Annotated in this window: 16 protein-coding genes; 8 read left to right on the top strand and 8 right to left on the bottom strand. The window is 70.2% G+C overall.

Annotated features, from left to right (window positions below; all coding sequences use genetic code 11):
- The 5 genes from ispG to GSF22_RS17755 form a co-directional block, all read left to right on the top strand.
- On the top strand, positions 1–1173 hold a 1173-nt coding region (ispG, locus tag GSF22_RS17775), incomplete at its 5' end, for a flavodoxin-dependent (E)-4-hydroxy-3-methylbut-2-enyl-diphosphate synthase (protein WP_244367608.1).
- A 10-nt stretch (positions 1174–1183) separates the two neighbouring features.
- On the top strand, positions 1184–2272 hold the full coding sequence (locus tag GSF22_RS17770; protein WP_208814739.1) for an AMP-binding protein: 1089 nt from the start codon (positions 1184–1186) through the stop codon (positions 2270–2272).
- A 1-nt stretch (position 2273) separates the two neighbouring features.
- Complete coding sequence (locus tag GSF22_RS17765; RefSeq protein ID WP_208814738.1) at positions 2274–3662, top strand: phenylacetate--CoA ligase family protein; 1389 nt, start codon at positions 2274–2276, stop codon at positions 3660–3662.
- A 35-nt stretch (positions 3663–3697) separates the two neighbouring features.
- Positions 3698–4723, top strand: coding sequence for a TauD/TfdA family dioxygenase (locus GSF22_RS17760; RefSeq protein WP_208814737.1), 1026 nt, complete (start codon positions 3698–3700; stop codon positions 4721–4723).
- On the top strand, positions 4720–5112 hold the full coding sequence (locus GSF22_RS17755; RefSeq protein WP_208814736.1) for a nuclear transport factor 2 family protein: 393 nt from the start codon (positions 4720–4722) through the stop codon (positions 5110–5112). Before GSF22_RS17760 ends, GSF22_RS17755 begins: the two co-directional genes overlap by 4 nt.
- A 17-nt stretch (positions 5113–5129) precedes the next feature.
- Here GSF22_RS17755 and GSF22_RS17750 read toward each other — a convergent pair whose 3' ends face one another.
- Positions 5130–5786 (bottom strand): LuxR C-terminal-related transcriptional regulator, encoded by a 657-nt coding sequence (locus GSF22_RS17750; RefSeq protein ID WP_208814735.1) that lies wholly within the window; start codon positions 5784–5786, stop codon positions 5130–5132.
- Between the two features lie 313 nt (positions 5787–6099).
- On the opposite strand from GSF22_RS17750, the gene GSF22_RS17745 reads away from it, so the two are divergent.
- On the top strand, positions 6100–7065 hold the full coding sequence (locus tag GSF22_RS17745) for a ScbA/BarX family gamma-butyrolactone biosynthesis protein (protein WP_208814734.1): 966 nt from the start codon (positions 6100–6102) through the stop codon (positions 7063–7065).
- Here the strand turns inward: GSF22_RS17745 and GSF22_RS17740 are convergent.
- Positions 7017–7715 carry a ScbR family autoregulator-binding transcription factor gene (locus tag GSF22_RS17740; RefSeq protein WP_208814733.1) on the bottom strand — a complete coding sequence of 233 codons (699 nt, stop codon included), beginning with the start codon at positions 7713–7715 and terminating at the stop codon, positions 7017–7019. The genes GSF22_RS17745 and GSF22_RS17740 overlap by 49 nt on opposite strands.
- Positions 7716–7797: 82 nt before the next feature.
- On the opposite strand from GSF22_RS17740, the gene GSF22_RS17735 reads away from it, so the two are divergent.
- Positions 7798–8745 (top strand): NAD-dependent epimerase/dehydratase family protein, encoded by a 948-nt coding sequence (locus tag GSF22_RS17735; RefSeq protein ID WP_208814732.1) that lies wholly within the window; start codon positions 7798–7800, stop codon positions 8743–8745.
- 61 nt (positions 8746–8806) lie between these two features.
- Here the strand turns inward: GSF22_RS17735 and GSF22_RS17730 are convergent, their stop codons facing one another.
- From GSF22_RS17730 to GSF22_RS17715, 4 genes are read right to left on the bottom strand one after another with little or no spacing between them, the layout of a single operon-like run.
- A complete protein-coding gene (locus GSF22_RS17730; RefSeq protein ID WP_439957789.1) occupies positions 8807–10351 on the bottom strand; it encodes a 4-hydroxyphenylacetate 3-hydroxylase N-terminal domain-containing protein in 1545 nt (514 codons plus the stop codon).
- Positions 10351–11694, bottom strand: a complete 1344-nt coding sequence (locus GSF22_RS17725) for an aminotransferase-like domain-containing protein (protein ID WP_208814730.1) — start codon at positions 11692–11694, stop codon at positions 10351–10353. The genes GSF22_RS17730 and GSF22_RS17725 overlap by 1 nt, the downstream gene beginning before the upstream one ends.
- On the bottom strand, positions 11691–12734 hold the full coding sequence (hppD, locus tag GSF22_RS17720; protein ID WP_208814729.1) for a 4-hydroxyphenylpyruvate dioxygenase: 1044 nt from the start codon (positions 12732–12734) through the stop codon (positions 11691–11693). Before hppD ends, GSF22_RS17725 begins: the two co-directional genes overlap by 4 nt.
- On the bottom strand, positions 12734–13477 hold the full coding sequence (locus GSF22_RS17715) for an O-methyltransferase (protein WP_208814728.1): 744 nt from the start codon (positions 13475–13477) through the stop codon (positions 12734–12736). Before GSF22_RS17715 ends, hppD begins: the two co-directional genes overlap by 1 nt.
- Before the next feature lie 100 nt (positions 13478–13577).
- Here GSF22_RS17715 and GSF22_RS17710 point away from each other — a divergent pair, with 100 nt between their 5' ends.
- A complete protein-coding gene (locus tag GSF22_RS17710; protein WP_208814727.1) occupies positions 13578–14822 on the top strand; it encodes an ABC1 kinase family protein in 1245 nt (414 codons plus the stop codon).
- Positions 14823–15137: 315 nt separating this feature from the next.
- On the opposite strand, the gene GSF22_RS17705 is transcribed toward GSF22_RS17710, so the two are convergent.
- The gene (locus tag GSF22_RS17705; RefSeq protein ID WP_208814726.1) at positions 15138–15737 is read right to left on the bottom strand and encodes a class I SAM-dependent methyltransferase; all 600 of its coding nucleotides are present in this window, start codon (positions 15735–15737) and stop codon (positions 15138–15140) included.
- A 133-nt stretch (positions 15738–15870) separates the two neighbouring features.
- Positions 15871–16491: a DUF6073 family protein gene (locus GSF22_RS17700; RefSeq protein ID WP_208814725.1), complete on the bottom strand. Its 621-nt coding sequence runs from the start codon at positions 16489–16491 to the stop codon at positions 15871–15873.
- Between the last annotated feature and the right edge of the window lie 322 nt (positions 16492–16813).

Genomic DNA, 16813 nt, shown 5'->3' with positions numbered 1-16813 from the left:
GTCAGTCTCGGTATGCCCGCCGTACCGCCCCCGCCGCTCGCGCCCCGTCGGGCCAGTCGTCAGATCATGGTCGGTTCGGTGCCGGTGGGTGGGGGTGCGCCGGTGTCGGTGCAGTCGATGACCACCACCCTCACCTCCGACGTCAACGCCACGTTGCAGCAGATCGCCGAGTTGACCGCGGCGGGTTGTCAGATCGTGCGGGTGGCGGTGCCGTCGCAGGACGATGTGGAGGCGTTGCCGGCGATCGCGCGGAAGTCGCAGATCCCGGTGATCGCGGACATCCATTTCCAGCCGAGGTACGTGTTCGCGGCGATCGACGCGGGTTGTGCGGCGGTGCGGGTGAACCCGGGCAACATCCGGCAGTTCGACGACAAGGTGAAGGAGATCGCGAGGGCGGCCGGGGACGCGGGGGTGCCGATCCGGATCGGGGTGAACGCGGGTTCGTTGGACAAGCGGCTGCTGGCGAAGTACGGCAAGGCCACCGCTGAGGCGTTGGTGGAGTCGGCGTTGTGGGAGTGTTCGCTGTTCGAGGAGCACGGGTTCCGGGACATCAAGATCTCGGTGAAGCACAACGATCCGGTGGTGATGATCCGGGCGTACCGGCAGCTCGCGGCGCGGTGTGACTATCCGCTGCACCTGGGGGTGACCGAGGCGGGTCCGGCGTTCCAGGGGACGGTCAAGTCGGCGGTGGCGTTCGGTGCGTTGTTGGCCGAGGGGATCGGGGACACGATCCGGGTGTCGTTGTCGGCGCCGCCGGTGGAGGAGATCAAGGTCGGCGCGGCGATCCTGGAGTCGCTCGGTCTGCGGGAGCGTGGGCTGGAGATCGTGTCGTGTCCGTCGTGTGGGCGGGCGCAGGTGGATGTGTACAAGCTGGCCGAGGAGGTCACGGCGGGTCTGGAGGGGCTGCCGGTGCCGTTGCGGGTGGCGGTGATGGGTTGTGTGGTGAACGGGCCGGGGGAGGCCCGGGAGGCTGATCTGGGTGTGGCGTCGGGTAACGGTAAGGGTCAGATCTTCGTGCGGGGTCAGGTGATCAAGACGGTGCCGGAGGGGCAGATCGTGGAGACCCTGATCGAGGAGGCACTGCGGCTGGCCGAGGAGATGGGCGCCGAACTCCCCGAGGAACTGCGCGCCGAACTCTCCGAACTTTCTTCAGCACCGCGTCGACATTCGTGAGGAGAAGATCATGATCTCGCCGTTGGACCGACCGTGGGACGACCCACCGGAGGCGGAGGAGCTGCTACAGGACGCGATGCAGTGGCACTTCGACCCCCGTACCGGTTCACCGTTCTGGCTGGACCAGGCCGCCAGGCTCGACTTCGATCCCCGTACGGAGATCCGTACGGTGGCGGATCTGACCCGGCTGCCCAACATCGTGGACCTGCTCCGGGACGTCCGGGTCCGGGACCTGATCCCCCGTGGGTTCGGGGACAAGTACGGCCAGCCGATCGTCGCCGAGAGCGGTGGTACGACCGGCGCGCCGAAGCGGCTGATGTGGATGCCGGAGACCCTCGACCAGGCCACCGACTGGCACGCCGCCGGGCTGTCCCGGCACGGGCCGATCCGGTCCGGTGACTGGCTCTGCATGGGTCCGACCGATCCGCACATGGCCGGACACCTGATCCGGGCGACCGCCGCCCGGTTCGGGGCGATGTGCTTCCTGCTCGACCTCGATCCCCGGTGGGTCAAACGGTGCATCGCCCGGGGCGCGTACGAGGAGGTGGCGCTCTACACCGAGCACGTGGTCGACCAGGCCGAGTGGATCCTGCGTACCCAGGACGTCGCGGTCCTCTACAGCACCCCGCCGCTGCTGGAGGCCCTGTGCCGGCGGGACGGCATGGTCGACCTGATCAACGAGCGGGTCGACATCATCGGCTGGGGTGGCACCAAGATGGACACCGAGGACCGCAACCGCTTCCAGAACGAGGTCTTCCCCGGCGTGAAGCTGGTGGGTGGCTACGCCAGCACCATGATCGTCGGGGGGATCGTCGAGCGCCCCCCGCAGAACCGCGACGAACCGGCCGCCTTCGACCCCCCGGCCCCGTTCACCATCTTCTCCGTCGTCGATCCGCAGACCGGCCGTACCGTGCCCTACGGCGAGCGCGGCCAGGTGCTCCAGCACCACATCAGTCGGGGCCTGCTGCTGCCCAACAACCTGGAGCGGGACTCCGCGATCCGGTTGCCCCACCCGTCGGGTCGCGCCGGTGACTCGATCGCCGACGTACAGCCGGTGGTCGAGTTCTCCGGCAAGCCGGTCGTCGAGGGAATCTACTGACATGGCCGAGCGGATCCTGCCGATCCTGCGGGACATGCGCCGGGCCCGGCGGGGCGGTCCCGAGGCGGTGCAACGGCGGCAACGGGCCCGGCTCACCGCGATGGTCCGGCACGCCCGGGCCCGGTCCCCCTACTACCGGGAGCTGTACCGGGATCTCCCGGCCCACGTGGCCGACGTGGGACTGCTGCCGGTCACCACCAAGCGGGAGCTGATGGCGCGGTTCGACGACTGGGTGACCGATCCGGCCGTGACCCTGGACGCGGCGCGGGCCTTCATCGACGATCCCAGCCGGGTCGGGGACCTGCTGCTCGGCAGGTACCGGGTCGGCACCAGTTCCGGCAGCACCGGGGTCCGGGGGATCTTCCTCTTCGACGACCGCAGCACGGCGGTGACCAGCGCCATGGCGTTGCGCGCGTTCGGGCGCTGGTTGTCCTGGACCGACCTGGCCCGGGTGGTGGCGGGTGGCGCGCGGGTGGCCTCGCTGCTGGCCACCGGTGGGCACTTCGGCTCGTCCACCGTCCTGCCCCGCCGCTCCGACGGACGCCGGGTCGGCGCCGGCCGGCTCCGGGTGTTCTCGGTGTTCGACCCGATGCCCGAGCTGGTGGCCGAGCTCAACCGGTTCCGGCCGAACATCCTGATCGGCTACGCCGGGTTGATCGCGATGCTGGCGGGGGAGCAGGAGGCCGGCCGGCTGCGGATCTCCCCGACCCTGGTCATGCTCGGCGCGGAGGGCCTTCCGGAGAGCGGGTACCAGCGGGTGGCGACCGCGATGCGGGCCAGGATCGGCAACGGCTACGGCGCGTGCGAGTTCATGTCCACGGCCGCGAGCTGCGCGGTCGGCTGGCTGCACGTCAACAGCGACTGGGTGATCGTGGAACCCGTCGACCGGGAGTACCGCCCGGTGCCGGCGGGGGTACCGTCGCACACCGTCCTGATCACGAATCTCGCCAACCAGGTGCAACCGGTCCTCCGGTACGACCTGGGGGACTCGCTGCTGGCCCGGCCGGACCCCTGCCCCTGCGGGGACCCGTTCCCGGCGATCCGGGCCACCGGTCGGGCCAGTGACGCGCTCACCTTCCAGGACGACCGGGGCCGTCCCGTGCAGGTGGCGCCGGTGGCGCTCGCCGGGATCGTCGACCGGGCCCCCGGTCTGGAGCTGGCACAGGTGGTGCAGACCGCCCCGACCGCACTCCAGGTCCGGGTCCGGTCCGCCCCGCACGCCGACCCGGAGCGGGTCTGGCAGACCATCCGCGCGGAGATCGGCGCCTTCCTGGCCAACCACGGGCTGACCCACATCGCGGTGAGTCGCAGCGCGGAGCCACCGATGCAGTCGGCCGGCGGGAAGTACAAGTTGATCATACCCCTGGCCTCCTCCACCGCCCCCCGATGACGGCGGCACAGAAACGACAGGATGGGATCAAAGGGATGTACCGGTCACTCGACGTCCACGACGTCCGGCACCCGCCACGGGAGACACCCCGCTACGACCTGACGCCCGGCGAACGGGACCAGATGGACCGCGCGGTGCGGACCCTGCGCGGGCGGGCGACGGTGGTCGGCGCCCCGCGCACCGTCGACAGCGCCCGACTGCTCAACGGGTCGCTACCGGAGGGGCTGATCGCGGCGTTGGAGGACTTCCGCCGGTTCGGCAACGACGCGGGGGTGCTCACCGTCCGGAACCTGCCGGTACCGGCCGGGCTGCCACCCACCCCCACGGTGCCGAACTCGGTGCCGGTCGACTGCGGGGTCTCGGTCGCGGTGCTCCTGCTGGTCATGTCCCGACTCGGTGATCCGATCTCGTACACCGAGGAGAAGCACGGTGCCCTGGTCCACGACATCTGTCCGGTACCCGGCGAGGAGGAGCAGCAGCAGAACACCGGATCGGTCTACTTCGAACTGCACACCGAGAACGCGTTCCACGCCAACCGACCGGACTTCGTCGGCCTGCTCTGCCTGCGGCCGGACCACGAACGGCGGGCCGCCTCCATCACCAGTTCCATCCGGGAGGCGTTGCACCTGCTCAGCGCCGAGGAGGCCGCGCTGCTGCGCCAGCCGCGCTTCCGTACCCGGCTGGCGCCGTCGTTCTGCCGGGACGCCGACGTGCGCCCCTACCTCGCTCCGGCACCCGTGCTCGGCGGGACCAGCCGGTACCCGACGATGACCGTGGACTTCGACGACACGGCCGCCACCGACGAGGAGGCCGAGCGTGCGCTGGTGGCGTTGCACGGTGCCCTCCAGCGGGTACGCCGGGAGTCCGTGCTGCTCGCCGGTGACCTCTCGATCATCGACAACTCGACGACGGTGCACGGACGCAGCGCGTTCACTCCCTGCTACGACGGGCAGGACCGCTGGTTGCAACGGATGTTCGTCGTGCATTCCCTCCGGGGTGCGCTGGACGTACTGGCGGTGGAGAACAATTACCGCTGCCGGCCCCTGGCGGTACCGCGATGATTCCCGACGCGGAACCGACACATCCGAATCTGCTCACCATCGAGCGGTTTCTCGGCGCGTACTCCCGCCGCGATCGGGCCGGTATGCAGGATATGGCGACCCTCGATGTCCAGTGGCGGTTTCCCGGTCCACCCCCACTCGGTGGTCAGTGGCACGGTGTCGACGGGATCATGGCCTTTCTCGACGCGATCTGCGCCCTCGGTCTCCAGGAGCGAAGCCACGTGCGTGGGGTCAGTGACGAATTCGTGGTGGAGTGCAAGGAGACGGTTCGTGACGGTGGCAGCGGGATGCTCTGGTGTGTGCTGTGGGCGTTCCGTGGGGGGCGGATCAGCGCCGGCACACACCTGACGGCCGAGCCGGATCGCGTGCGGGACCCGGCGCGATGGTGACGACCGCCGGACGGCGCTCAGACGGCCGGGGAGTAGAACCGGGACCGGTAGGCGAGGGCGATGGCCTCCCCCCGGCTGCGTAGCCCGAGCTTGCGCAGGATGCGGGAGACGTATGCCCGGACGGTGGCGGTGGTGACCGACATGATGGCCGCGATCTCCTCGGTGGACTGCCCGTCGGCGAGCCGGAGCAGGGTCTCGCGTTCCCGTGGCAGCAGCAGGTCGGCGATCGACGCGGCGCTCACGCCGGCCTCCTCGTCGACGAGGCGGTCGGCCATGTACCCGATCATCTGCCTGGTCAGGGGCGGGGAGACGAAGGCGCCACCGGCCTCGGCGGCGATCAGTGCCTGAGGAAGGTCGTTGGCGAGCCGGTCCCGGAGGAGGTACCCACTGGCGCCGCCGCTCAGGCCGCTCCAGACCGCGGCGCCGGTGCCGGAGATGGCGGTCAGGATGACGGCTGCGTCGGTGCGGTGGACGAGATCGCCCACGTCCGTCCGTCCGTCGGTGAGCATGGCGCTGGCCAGCACGATGGCGTCGGCGTGCACGTCCCGGGCCACGCTCGCCGCAGCGTGCAGGTCGTCGGCCTCGCCGACGACCTCCTGGCCGGGACACCGTTCGACGATCTTCCTCACCAGCTTCCGTCCGGTCGGATCGGTGTCGGCTACCAGAACTAGCATGCGGAGAACCCCCGTCGCCACGAACGCTGGAATGGGCGCCGCTGGCGGACATCCTGTTGGCCGACGGCGGCGCCATACGGATCCGTTCTCAATAAAAAACCGGTCGCCCTGTTTCGTCAACAGATGCGGTGGCGCATCCTCTGCATCTGAGAATCGAACTTTGCGGAAAAAGCCGCTCATCCCGCAGGCCGGAGGGGTTCCATTTCACCCTGTGGGACCACTTTGGCGGGTCGTGTGGCGTGGGTCACATCAAAAGAAGCATGTCCTGCGGTATGTTTATAGATCGAAGAACATGATTGGAACGGGGAGCTGCATGGTTGGTCCTGCCTGCTGTCCGCAATCCTGCGGGGCCGTCGCCGACGGCGTCTTCGCCGCCAAACTCTCCTACGAGTCGACCGTCCCACGGCACCTCGTGCACCGCGCCGCCGTCGCCGAGGTGGTGCTGACCGACTGGTCCCCGGTCGCCCGGCATCTCTTCGTCTGCGCGGTGCAGTGGCCGGTGGGTCACCTGCTCTACGGTCGCCGCGCCGGCCGGCTCGATCCGATGCTGGTGGCGGAAGCGATCCGCCAGGCCGGGATCCTCGTCGCGCACGCGGGCTACGGCGTCAGCGACGGGCACCATTTCGTCATGCGGCGGCTGGCGTGGCGGTGCGCACCCGACGCGTTGCGCGCCCCCGCCGGACCGGTCGAGTGTGTCTGCGTGGTCCGGGTCAGCGAGGTGGTGCGACGTGGCGACATGGTGGGCGGTCTCCGCGTCGACGTGCAGTTCTGCCGGGACGGCGGGCACTTCGCCGCCGGGACCGGCTGGGTGAGCTGCCTGAGCCCGCAGGTCTACCGGCGGATCCGGGCCCGCAGTCGCGGCGGTGCACCGGATCAGGGGTGTCCCCCGGTGGAGGTCCCCGCCGCGCTGCCGGCGAGTGTGGGCCGGGAGTCCGTCCGCGACGTCGTGGTCGGACCGGCCGACGACGCCGGGGCCCGTGCCCTCCGGGTACCGCTGGATCATCCGGGGTTCTTCGACCACCCGGTCGACCATGTGCCCGGCATGCTGCTCTTCGAGGCCATGCGCCAGTACGCCGTCGCAGCTCACGGTGTGGACAGTGCCCGGCTGGTCGCCGCCGAGGCGTGTTTCCCCCGCTTCGTGGAACTGGACCGGCCCTGCCGGATCGAGCCGGCCCCACCCGGCGCCGGTGACAGCCCGGCCTTCATCCGGCGGGCCGGTGTGTCCCTCGTTCAGGACGGTCGGATCGCCGTCCGGGGCTCCGTGGCCGTGACCTGCTGACCCGGCACCACCGCGACGGTTTCCCGGCCGGCCGCCACCACGAAACCCAGGTAGTAGGTGAGCTTGCGGCTGGGGACCAGCCCCGGGAGGACGAGCCGCCAGAGATCCCCGACCTGGTCGACAAGATGCTGGCGGAAGTCGATGACCTGCGCGACGACGTGCAGTCCGGTGAAACTGCTGACCAGGAAACGCGCGATGCGTTCGAGGTCCATGGTCGTCCGGATGTCGGCCTCGGCCTCGGCCCGCCGGAGGATCTGCGTGGTCATCGCGATCCAGTCCAGGTACGGATCCGGCAGGGGACGGTCGAAGGTGTGCTCCAACGTCAACCGGATGCCACCCCGCACGACCGGATCCACCCGCAGTTGCCAGGCCAGCCGGTAGGACATCCGGATCAGCGCCTCCAGCGCGGGTGTCTCCAGACCCGCCACGGTCGTCGCCTCCGCCGCCCACAGCGCATGCTGCTCCTGGACCACCGCCTGCGCGAGATCCTGTTTGGACCGGAAGTGGAAGTAGAGGGCACCCTTGGTGACCCCGGCGTGGGCGACGACGTCACTCAGGCCGGTGCTGCCGTATCCGTACCGATCGAACATCTCCGCAGCGGCTCTGATGATCGCCGCCCGCGTCTGCTCCGCCCGTGGCTGCCGTGGCATACACCCATCCTAAAACCGGTCGCCCGGTATCTTAACAGCGTTGTCGTAATGACGCTCCAAAGTGTTCGGAGGTGGAAACCTTTTGCCACCAACGGTTCTGCTCACCGGAGCGACCGGATTCATCGGCGGTGCGGTACTGGCCGCGCTGCGTACCCGCGACGTCCGACTGCGGACCCTGGCCCGCCGGCCGGTGCCCGGCGCCGACGGGGTCGCCGAGCGGATGCGCGCCGACCTGACCCGCCCGGAGTCGCTGCGCGGGGTCTGCGACGGTGTCGACGTCCTCGTGCATGCCGCGTCCCACGTCGGGGGTGACCCCCGGCAGTGCCGCCTGGTCAACGAGGAGGGCACCGCCCGTCTGGTCGCCGAGGCGGTGCGGGCCGGGGTGGGCCGTGTCCTCTACGTCAGCACCGCAGGGGTCTACGGGCCCGGCGTCCACCGGGGGCCGGCGGAGGACGAGGTCACCCGCAACCCCGGATCCGTCACCAGCGCCAGCCGCGCGGCGGCCGAGGACCACGTACTCGCCGCCGGCGGTTGTGTCCTGCGTCCCCATCTCGTCTACGGTCCCGGTGACCGTTGGGTGGTACCGGCCCTGGTCACGCTCCTCGCCCGGTTACCCGGCTGGATCGACGGCGGCCGGCCCCGGACCTCGCTGATCGGGGTACGCGACCTGGGGCGTGTCGTCGCCGCGCTCGCCACCACCCCGACGCCCCCGACGCCCGGCCAGATCCTGCACGCCAACCACCCGCAGCCGGTGAGCATCGCCGAGATCGGCGCGGCACTGGCCCGGCAGTTGGGGATCCGGATCCCGCAGGGCCGGATCTCGCTGGCCGAGGCGCGGGCACACGCGGCCCGGCACGGCCTGCCCGAGCGCCACCTGGAACTGGTCGGCGCCGACCACTGGTACCGCTCGGACCGGATCTGGCAGGTGGCCGCCTGTCCGCCCGGGGCCGCGTTCCCCCGGGACCTCACCCACGCGCTGCCCTACTACCGGCCGCTCCTGGGCACCCCCGGGACGGCGACGGAGGGCTGACCGTCCCACCGGTGGGACGACCCGCCGCCGGCTCGGCCGACGGCGGGTACGGCACCCGGGATCAGCCGGCGGCGGGGAAGAGGCCCTCCGGGTTGACCAGGTCCGGCGCGGTCCAGCCGTTCAGGTCGTACTCGGACAGGCAGCTGTCCACCAGGTCGAGCATGTGGCCGGCGATCCCGGCCGCGGTGCCCTTGCGCAGCACCTGGATCCGGTTCTCCTCGGCGTTGCCGGCGTGACTGCGTTCGTACAGCTCGTGCCGGCCGGCGAACTCGCTGCCCACCGCGTCCCAGAGCAGCTTCATCACCTTCACCCGGTCCACCGCGCTGTAGCCGTGCGACCCCCGCAGGTACCGGTCGAGGTAGGGCCGGATCTCCTCGTTGTGGAAGTCCGCCACGTTCGAGTTCAGGTAGATCAGACCACTGCCGACGCTGTGCTGCACCAGCTCACGGACCTTGCCGTACGCGATCGGCGCGAGTACCCGGTAGGTCAGCGCGTACTCCTCGTTGGGCTGCACGTAACCGTCGCCCCAGGGCACCGACCGCTCGATCATCGCGTCCGACAACGCCCACATCAGGTGCCGCCACACCATCACCTCACCGATGTTGGCCTGGACGCTGCGGAACTCACCGGTGCCGTTGATCTCCACGGCCCGGGTCATCAGCCCGCAGATGAAGTCCAGCTTGGTGGCCAGCCGGGTCACCCCGTGCAGGGTGAACCGGGGCAGGAAACCGGAGCGGTGGAAGAACGAGTTGGCCTTCTCCACGTCCCCGTAGATCAGCACGTTCTCCCACGGGATCAGCGCCTTGTCGAAGACGATCACCGCATCGTTCTCGTCCATCCGGCTGGCCAGCGGGTAGTCGAACGGGCTGCCGGTCTGCGCCGCGGTCATCTCGTACGACGCCCGGCACAGCAGCTTCACCCCGGGGGTGTCCATCGGGGCCATGAACACCACCCCGAACCGGCGCTCCTTCACCGGCAGGCCGTGGTGGGCGATGAAGTTGTAGTGGGTCAACGCCGAACCGGTGGCCACCACCTTCGCCCCGCTGACCACGATCCCGGCGTCGGTCTCCCGCTCGACGTGCACGTACACGTCGGCCACCTGGTCCGGCGGGAGGTGCCGGTCCACCGGCGGGTGCACCAGGGCGTGGTTGACGTGCAGGACCCGCTCCTGGCAGCGCTGGTACCACATCCGCGCGTTCTCCGCGAACGGGTCGTAGAAGTCGGCGTTGCCGCCCAGCGTGGCCAGGAACGACGCCTTGTAGTCCGGCGAGCGGCCCAACCAGCCGTAGCACTGCCGCTGCCAGGCGGCGATGGCGTCCCGGGAGGCGCGCAGCTCGTCCTTGCTGCGCGGCGCCCGGAAGAACCGGTGCGTGAACCCGCCGGACCCGGTGTCGGTCGGCATGGTCAACACGTCACGCTCGGCCGGATCCCACAGTGCGTCGTAGAGCCGGGCCACCATCCGGGCGTTGTTCCGGAACGCCGGGTGCCCGGTGACATCCTTGACCCGTTCCCCGTAGATCCATACCTCGCGCCCGTCGCGCAGGCTCTCCAGGTACTCGTCGCCGGTGAACGGAAGCCGCTCGGGCTCGGGCTGCGCCACGCGAATCAACTCCTCGGGTCGGCCGCGATAGCGGCGGAGCGGTCACGCACCAGGCGGGCCAGACGGCGGACCCCCTCCTCGATCTGCTCCGGTGTCAGCGCGCTGCACGACAGCCGCAACTGCCGTCGCCCGCCACCGTCGAGATGGAAGTAGCTCATCGGGGTCCAGAGCACCTGGTACCGGCTGGCGGATTCGGCCAGCACCTCGTCGTCGACGTCGAACCCGACGGTGACCACCACGAAGAACCCACCGGCGGGGGTGTTCCACCGCACCCGGTACCGGTCGCGTTCGCCGGGCGGGAACTCGCGGGCCAGACTGTCCAGCAGCACCGTCAGGTTGCGCCGGTAGAAGGCGGCCCGGTCGGCGTTCGCCGCGTCCAGCCGGCAGTCCGCGCGCAGCAGCATTCCCCCGATCACCGCCTGGGCCAGCGCCGAGGTGTTCACGGTGATCATGCTGCGCAGCAGCGACAGTTGCTCGGCCAGCAGGGTGGTGCGGCCGTCGGGCAGCCGGACCGGCTGGTCGGCGACGACGTAGCCGACCCGGGCGCCGGGGAAGCAGGTCTTGGCGAAGGTGCCGATGTGCACCACCCGCCCACCGGTGTCCAGCGCCTTGAGCGCCGGCTCCCGGTACGCCGGTTCGGCCAGGAAGCCGTACGGGTCGTCCTCGATCAGGATCAGGTCCTCGGCCTCGGCGACGGCGAGCAGGGCGAGCCGGTCGGCGTGCGACAGGGTGTGCCCGGACGGGTTGGCGAAGTTCGGTACCACGTACAGCGCCCGGGGCCGGCGGCCCTCCGCCCGGACCCGCCGCGCCACCTCGGCCACGTCGGCCGGCGCCAGTCCGTCCGGACCCTCCGGTACACCGACCACCGGCACCCCGAGCAGCCCGGCTGCGCCGAGCATGCCGATGTAGCAGGGCGACGGCACCAGCAGCACGTCGTCCGGGCCGGGGCAGAGCGCCCGGGCGCAGACCAGCATGCCCTCCTGGGCGCCGGTGAGCACCACCACCGCCTCCGGGTCGACCCGCAGCCCGGTGTCGTTGGCCAGGGTCCGGGTGACCAGTTCCCGGATGTGTCCGGCGGTGCGGCCGTACTGGAACAGCTGCCGGGTCACCCCGACCTCGTCGAGCCCCTGCTCCTCGCGGAGGTACCGCAGGTAGCGGTCGAGCAGGTCGGGCAGTTCGGCGGGGTCGAAGAAACCATCGTACGGCCGACCGGCGGCCAGCGGGATCGCCTCCGGGTGCCGGGCGGCGATCTCGTTGAGGAACGTGGCGGAGCCGATCACCGGCTGGGCGAGCGCGTCGCACAGGTCGGCGAGGGTGAGGGCGACCCCGGTGCCGGCCGGTGCGCTCATGACCGTTGCGGGACCGTGCTGGTCACCCGGTCGTGCTCGACGGCCTCGTAGAGGGCGCGTACGTTGCCGCTGCCGAAGGTGCGCGCGTTGCGCCGTTCGATCAGCTCGTAGAAGAGCGTGCCCCGGGTGTGCGGCGACTGGGTGAAGATCTGCAACAGGTGTCCCCAGTGGTCCCGGTCGACCAGGACGTCGACCGCACGCAGCGTGTCGATCTCCCCGGTCAGCTCCGGTGCCCGCCCGGCGAGCATGGTGTAGTAGCTCTGCGGCGCCTGGAGGAACGTCACGCCCTGCCCGCTGAGCCGGGGCACCGCGACCGTGATGTCGTCGGTGAGGAAGGCCAGATGCTGTACCCCGGCTCCCCGGTGGTCGGTCAGGAACCGGTCGATCTGGCCGGGGGAGCGGGTGACGTCCGGCTCGATCAGGGTGAACGTGATGTCCCCGGCGTTGTTCTGCACCACCTTGGAGTCGATGGCCTGGTCACCGACCTCGACCAGCTCCTCGAAGATGGTCCGGAAACCGAACACCTCGACGTAGAACTCGGTGGTCGGCACGAGCCGGCCGCCGGGCAGACAGATCGCGATGTGGTCGATGGTCTTGAGCAGACCGTCGTCGACGCCGGCCGTACCGTCGAGACGCTGGACGAAGGTGTGCGCCAGGTCCCCCGGGCCGGACACCGTGGCGGTGACCGCCCGGGCGCCGTCGGCCAGTCGGGTCTCGGCGGGCGCGGCGACCGCCCGGGCCCCACGCCGGACCGCGGTGTCGAAGGCCGCCGCAGCGTCCTCGACCCCCATCGCGATGTCGGCGACCCCGTCGGCATGGCGGGCCACGTAGTCGCTCACCCGGCCCCGACCGGCGGTCGGCGCCGTGGCCACCACCCGGATCCGCCCCTGGGTCAGCAGGACCGAGGTGTGCTGCTCGGTACCGTCGTCCGAGGTGACCGGCGGGTGCGCGGCGAACCCCATGGCGTCGCGGAAGTACTCCACGACGTGGTCCAGCCGGTCGGTGAGCAGGGCGACGTGGTCGATGCCGACGGGATCCATCAGTCCCGTCCTTCCGCTCGCCGGATGAGCAGGATGCCGTCACGGATGGTCAGCAGCACGCAGACCAGGTCCGGACGGGCGGCGACCATCTTGTTGAACCGGTGGATGCCGTCGGTGGCCGGGTCACCGTCGCAGTTGTCGATGACGGCCCCGTTCCAGAGCACGTTGTCCACCGCGATGACCCCGTTCGGGGACAACCGTTCCAGCAGCGGGTCGAGGTACTCGGAGAAGTTGGCCTGGTCGGCGTCGAGCATCACGAAATCGAACGGTCCGGACAGCGACTCAATGGTTTTCAGCGCCGGGCCGACGCGGATCGTGATGCGGTCGGCATAGGCGCTCGCGTCGATATGACGCTGCGCGATCGCCGCATTCTCCTCGCTCAGCTCGCAGGTGGTGATATGCCCACCCGGCGGTAGCACCTCGGCCATGGACAACGACGAGTAGCCGGTGAAGGTGCCGATTTCGAGTACGGCACGCGGCTGCAACGCCAACAGGTAGAACTGCAGGAAACGGGCCTGTACCGGCCCGATCATCATTTGCGGCAGTTCGCAGAGGCGACGCGTTTCGGCGGCGACCTCCACCAGGTGCTCAGGATCCGATGTGGTGTGCGCGGCGGCGTACTCTTCGACGCCGGGTAGCGTTATCGCCTTCACGGGGACGAGGCTAGTCGGCTGCCCTGACGTGCTGCGGAAATCCTTCAGCGCCCCGAAACATCCCGTCCGGGGTTCTGCATACTGTCGCACTCTTGGGATGATGTCGCATCGACGACCGTGGCTCGCGGAGGTGGGCATGCCGGAACCTCGCTGGTATGAGATGTGCGGACGGGCCGCTACGGTGACGGGGGTGCTGGCCCGACACGCGCTGGCGACCGTACCGGCGGTGGCGCGCAGCGCCCCCCGGGGCTCCACGGCGGTCCGCGTGGTGCTGCGGGACCGGCTGCGTGCCCTGGTCTGCGAGTTGGGCGCCAGCTACATCAAGGGCGCCCAACTGCTCAGTACCCGGCAGGACCTGCTCCCGGCGGCGGTCTGCGAGACGCTCGGGCAGCTGCACGACCGGGTGCCGGCGATGTCGACGGAGCAGGCCCGGATCGTGGTGGACACCGCCTTCGCCGGCCGGGAGTGGCCGTTCGCGGAGTTCGACTGGACCCCGATCGCCAGCGGCAGCATCGCCTGCGTGTACCGGGCGACCCTGCACGACGGCCGCGAGGTGGCGGTGAAGGTACGCCGGCCGGGCATCGGCCCCCGGATGCACGCCGACTTCGCGTTGCTCGCCTCCGGTGCGCGGTTGATGCAGCGGCTGCCGGGGATGCGCCGCCTGCCGGCCAGCGAGATGGTCGGGCAGATCAGCGAGGCCGTGCTCCGCCAGTTGGACTTCGAGACCGAGGCCGAGTCGCTGCGGATGCTCGGCGGCAACCTCAGCGACCTGGACTTCCTGCGGGTACCGACCCCGGTGGACGAGATCCGGGCCGACGGGATCCTGGTGATGGAGTTCATTCCGGGGCTCCGCCGGGTCACCGGCGGTGAACTGCCCGCCGAGACCGCCGCGCTCGCGGTACGCCGGGTGCTGCACTGCGTCTACCGGATGCTCTTCCTCGACGGGGTGGTGCACTGCGACCTGCACCCGGGCAACCTCTACCTGGATCTCCAGGGCGAGGTGGTACTGCTCGACGCGGGCTTCGTGGTGCACCTCAAGCCCCGGGTCCGGCGGCTGTTCGCCGAGTTTTTCTTCAACATGTCCCGGGGCAACGGCCGGCAGTGCGCCGACATCATCGTCCGCAGTACCGACAACGGTGGTGCGGGTGCGGACCTGGAGCGGTTCCGCACCGAGATCATCGAGCTGGTGTCGGCCACCCACAAGAAGTCGGCCGGCGAGTTCCAGCTGGCTCCGTTCGCCGCCAAGCTGTTCGACCTGCAACGCCGCTGTGGCCTGTACGCCGCCCCGGAGTTCGTCTTCCCGCTGCTGTCCCTGCTGGTGATCGAGGGCATGATCAACGAGTTCGACGCCGGGGTGGACTTCCAGGCCGAGGCGAAGCCGGTGCTGATCAAGTCGTTGCTCACCGCCGTACCCCGGGAACCGGCCGCGAGCTGATCCGGGCGCGCGTGGCGGCCGTGGGACGACCGGCGCCGCCGGTCCCCGGCCGCCTGCCTGCGGCGCTGCCTCGGCGCGGTGCGGTCCCGGCGTGCCCGATGCGCTGCTGTCCCGCGCGGTGCCACCGTGCCCGGCCCTGTCCCGCGCCGTGCCGCCGTGCCCGGCGGCGCTCGGTCCACTCCGTTTTCAGGAAACCGGGCTGTCGGGCCGGGACGGACACCCCGACTTCCAGGAACCCAGAAGCGTGCGCGGCTCATCCGGTACCCAGCGCTGAGTGCTCGGCGTTGAGCGGTCGGCGGGCCGGCGGGCCGACCGTCAGGCGGGCTCGGCGACCGCGACGAGCAGGCCGCCGCGGGCCCGTCCGGTCTGCACGGTCCGGAGCCCGGCCTCGGCGAACATCGCCCGCACCCGGGGCTCCCGGTGGTGGTTCGGCAGTTCACCGAGCAGCCGCAGGACCGGGCGTAGCCAGTCCGGCGGGGGAGTGTGCTCGGCCAGCACGAAGCGACCCTGCGGGTGCAGGACCCGTCGGATCTCGCGCAGGCCGGCCAGCTGGTCCCGCCAGTGCCCGAACGACGTGGTGCTCAGCACCAGGTCGACCGAACCGGTGGGTAGCGGCAGGCTTTCGGCACCGGCGACCACGAGGGTGGCGGCGGGCAGCTTCGTCTGAGCGAACCGGACCATCTCTGCGGCCGGGTCCGCACCGATCAGCGCGGCCCGGGGCCAGCGCTGGGCGACCTGGGCGAGCAGCCGCCCGGTGCCGCAGCCGACGTCGAGGACGGTACGCGGCTGCCGGTCGCCGGCCGCGTCGAGGACCTGCGGATCGGCACGCCGGCAACCCAGTTGTCCGGGATGCCGGTCGTACCGGTCGGCGATCCGGTTGAAGTTCGCTATCGAGCCGGGGTCAGGCACGGTCACCCCTTCATTCTGGTCGCCGTCGGCGCCGGGCCGATCTTCACGGTTGCGGTGTTGCGGCAGAGCTTCACTCCCGATAGTGGAGCGCCCGGGCCGACGACGTCGGCCCGGGCGTCCGGTGGGGAGCAGGTACGCGTCAGACCGTGGCCGGCTTGAGCGTGCTCGCGGTCTTCGACCACTCGGCCGCGACCTTCTGCGACTCCTCGAAGTGGCCCTGGCGGATCGCGAAGTCGCCGGAGACGTAGGCGCCGACGATCTTGCGGGTGGCCAGCATGTACATGACCGGCTCGGCGTCCGGGTTGGCCTTGTCGTACATGCCGACGCGGTCACCCGGGGCCATCTCGCCGACGGCGCCGATCGGGGGCAGGGCGCCGAACAGGCCCGAGATGTTGATCGGGTCCTTGTTGATCAGCGTCTTGCCCTGCTCGAGCAGCTGCAGCTCGAAGAAGACGTTGAAGTAGCCCTTGAACCGGGTGGAGAAGTCATCCGGCGCGAAGACCATTTCCTCGCCCATGGTCGGCAGCTGCGGGTTGATGGTGAAGAGGAACTCACCGAGGTGCTCGCTGCGGCCCCGCAGGTTCATCTGCAGGATCTGCACGATGATCTTGGTGGGGTCCTGCGGGGTCGGGAAGCTGCGGTTGACGACGAACCAACCGTCGGCCTCGATCGTCTCGGTGTCGCCCGCGATCTCGATCACGGCGTCCGTCCACAGGTTCAGGTAGTCGGTGCCGCCGGGGGGGAAGTAGTTGGTGGTCATCGTGACTCCTTGTCGGGTCGTAGGGACCTGTGCTTTAGAAGCCTATAGCGGATCTGTGCGGAGTCAACAAATCTGTCAATGTCTTGTGGTGGCGTCCTGCTGCGCCGAGATCAACTGGCTGACCTGGTCTTTGTGGCGATCCGCCGGTCCTGCGGCGCGGCGCGGTCGTCGTTGCAGCAGGACCAACTGCTATATAAAACAGAAGCAGTCAGGAGTCGGGGGTCGAGTGACCGGTCCGTCCGGGCGGCTCGTCCGGGCCCACGCCGGGCTTTGGTGGTGCGGTCGACGGATGCCGGCGGCAGGTGGTGGAGGTGTGCGGATT

Origin of the sequence: Micromonospora echinofusca (genome assembly GCF_017614955.1) — a bacterium.
Lineage (GTDB): Bacteria > Actinomycetota > Actinomycetes > Mycobacteriales > Micromonosporaceae > Micromonospora > Micromonospora echinofusca_A.
Note: the sequence above shows the minus strand (reverse complement) of the source record. Positions and strands in the feature narration are given on the sequence as shown.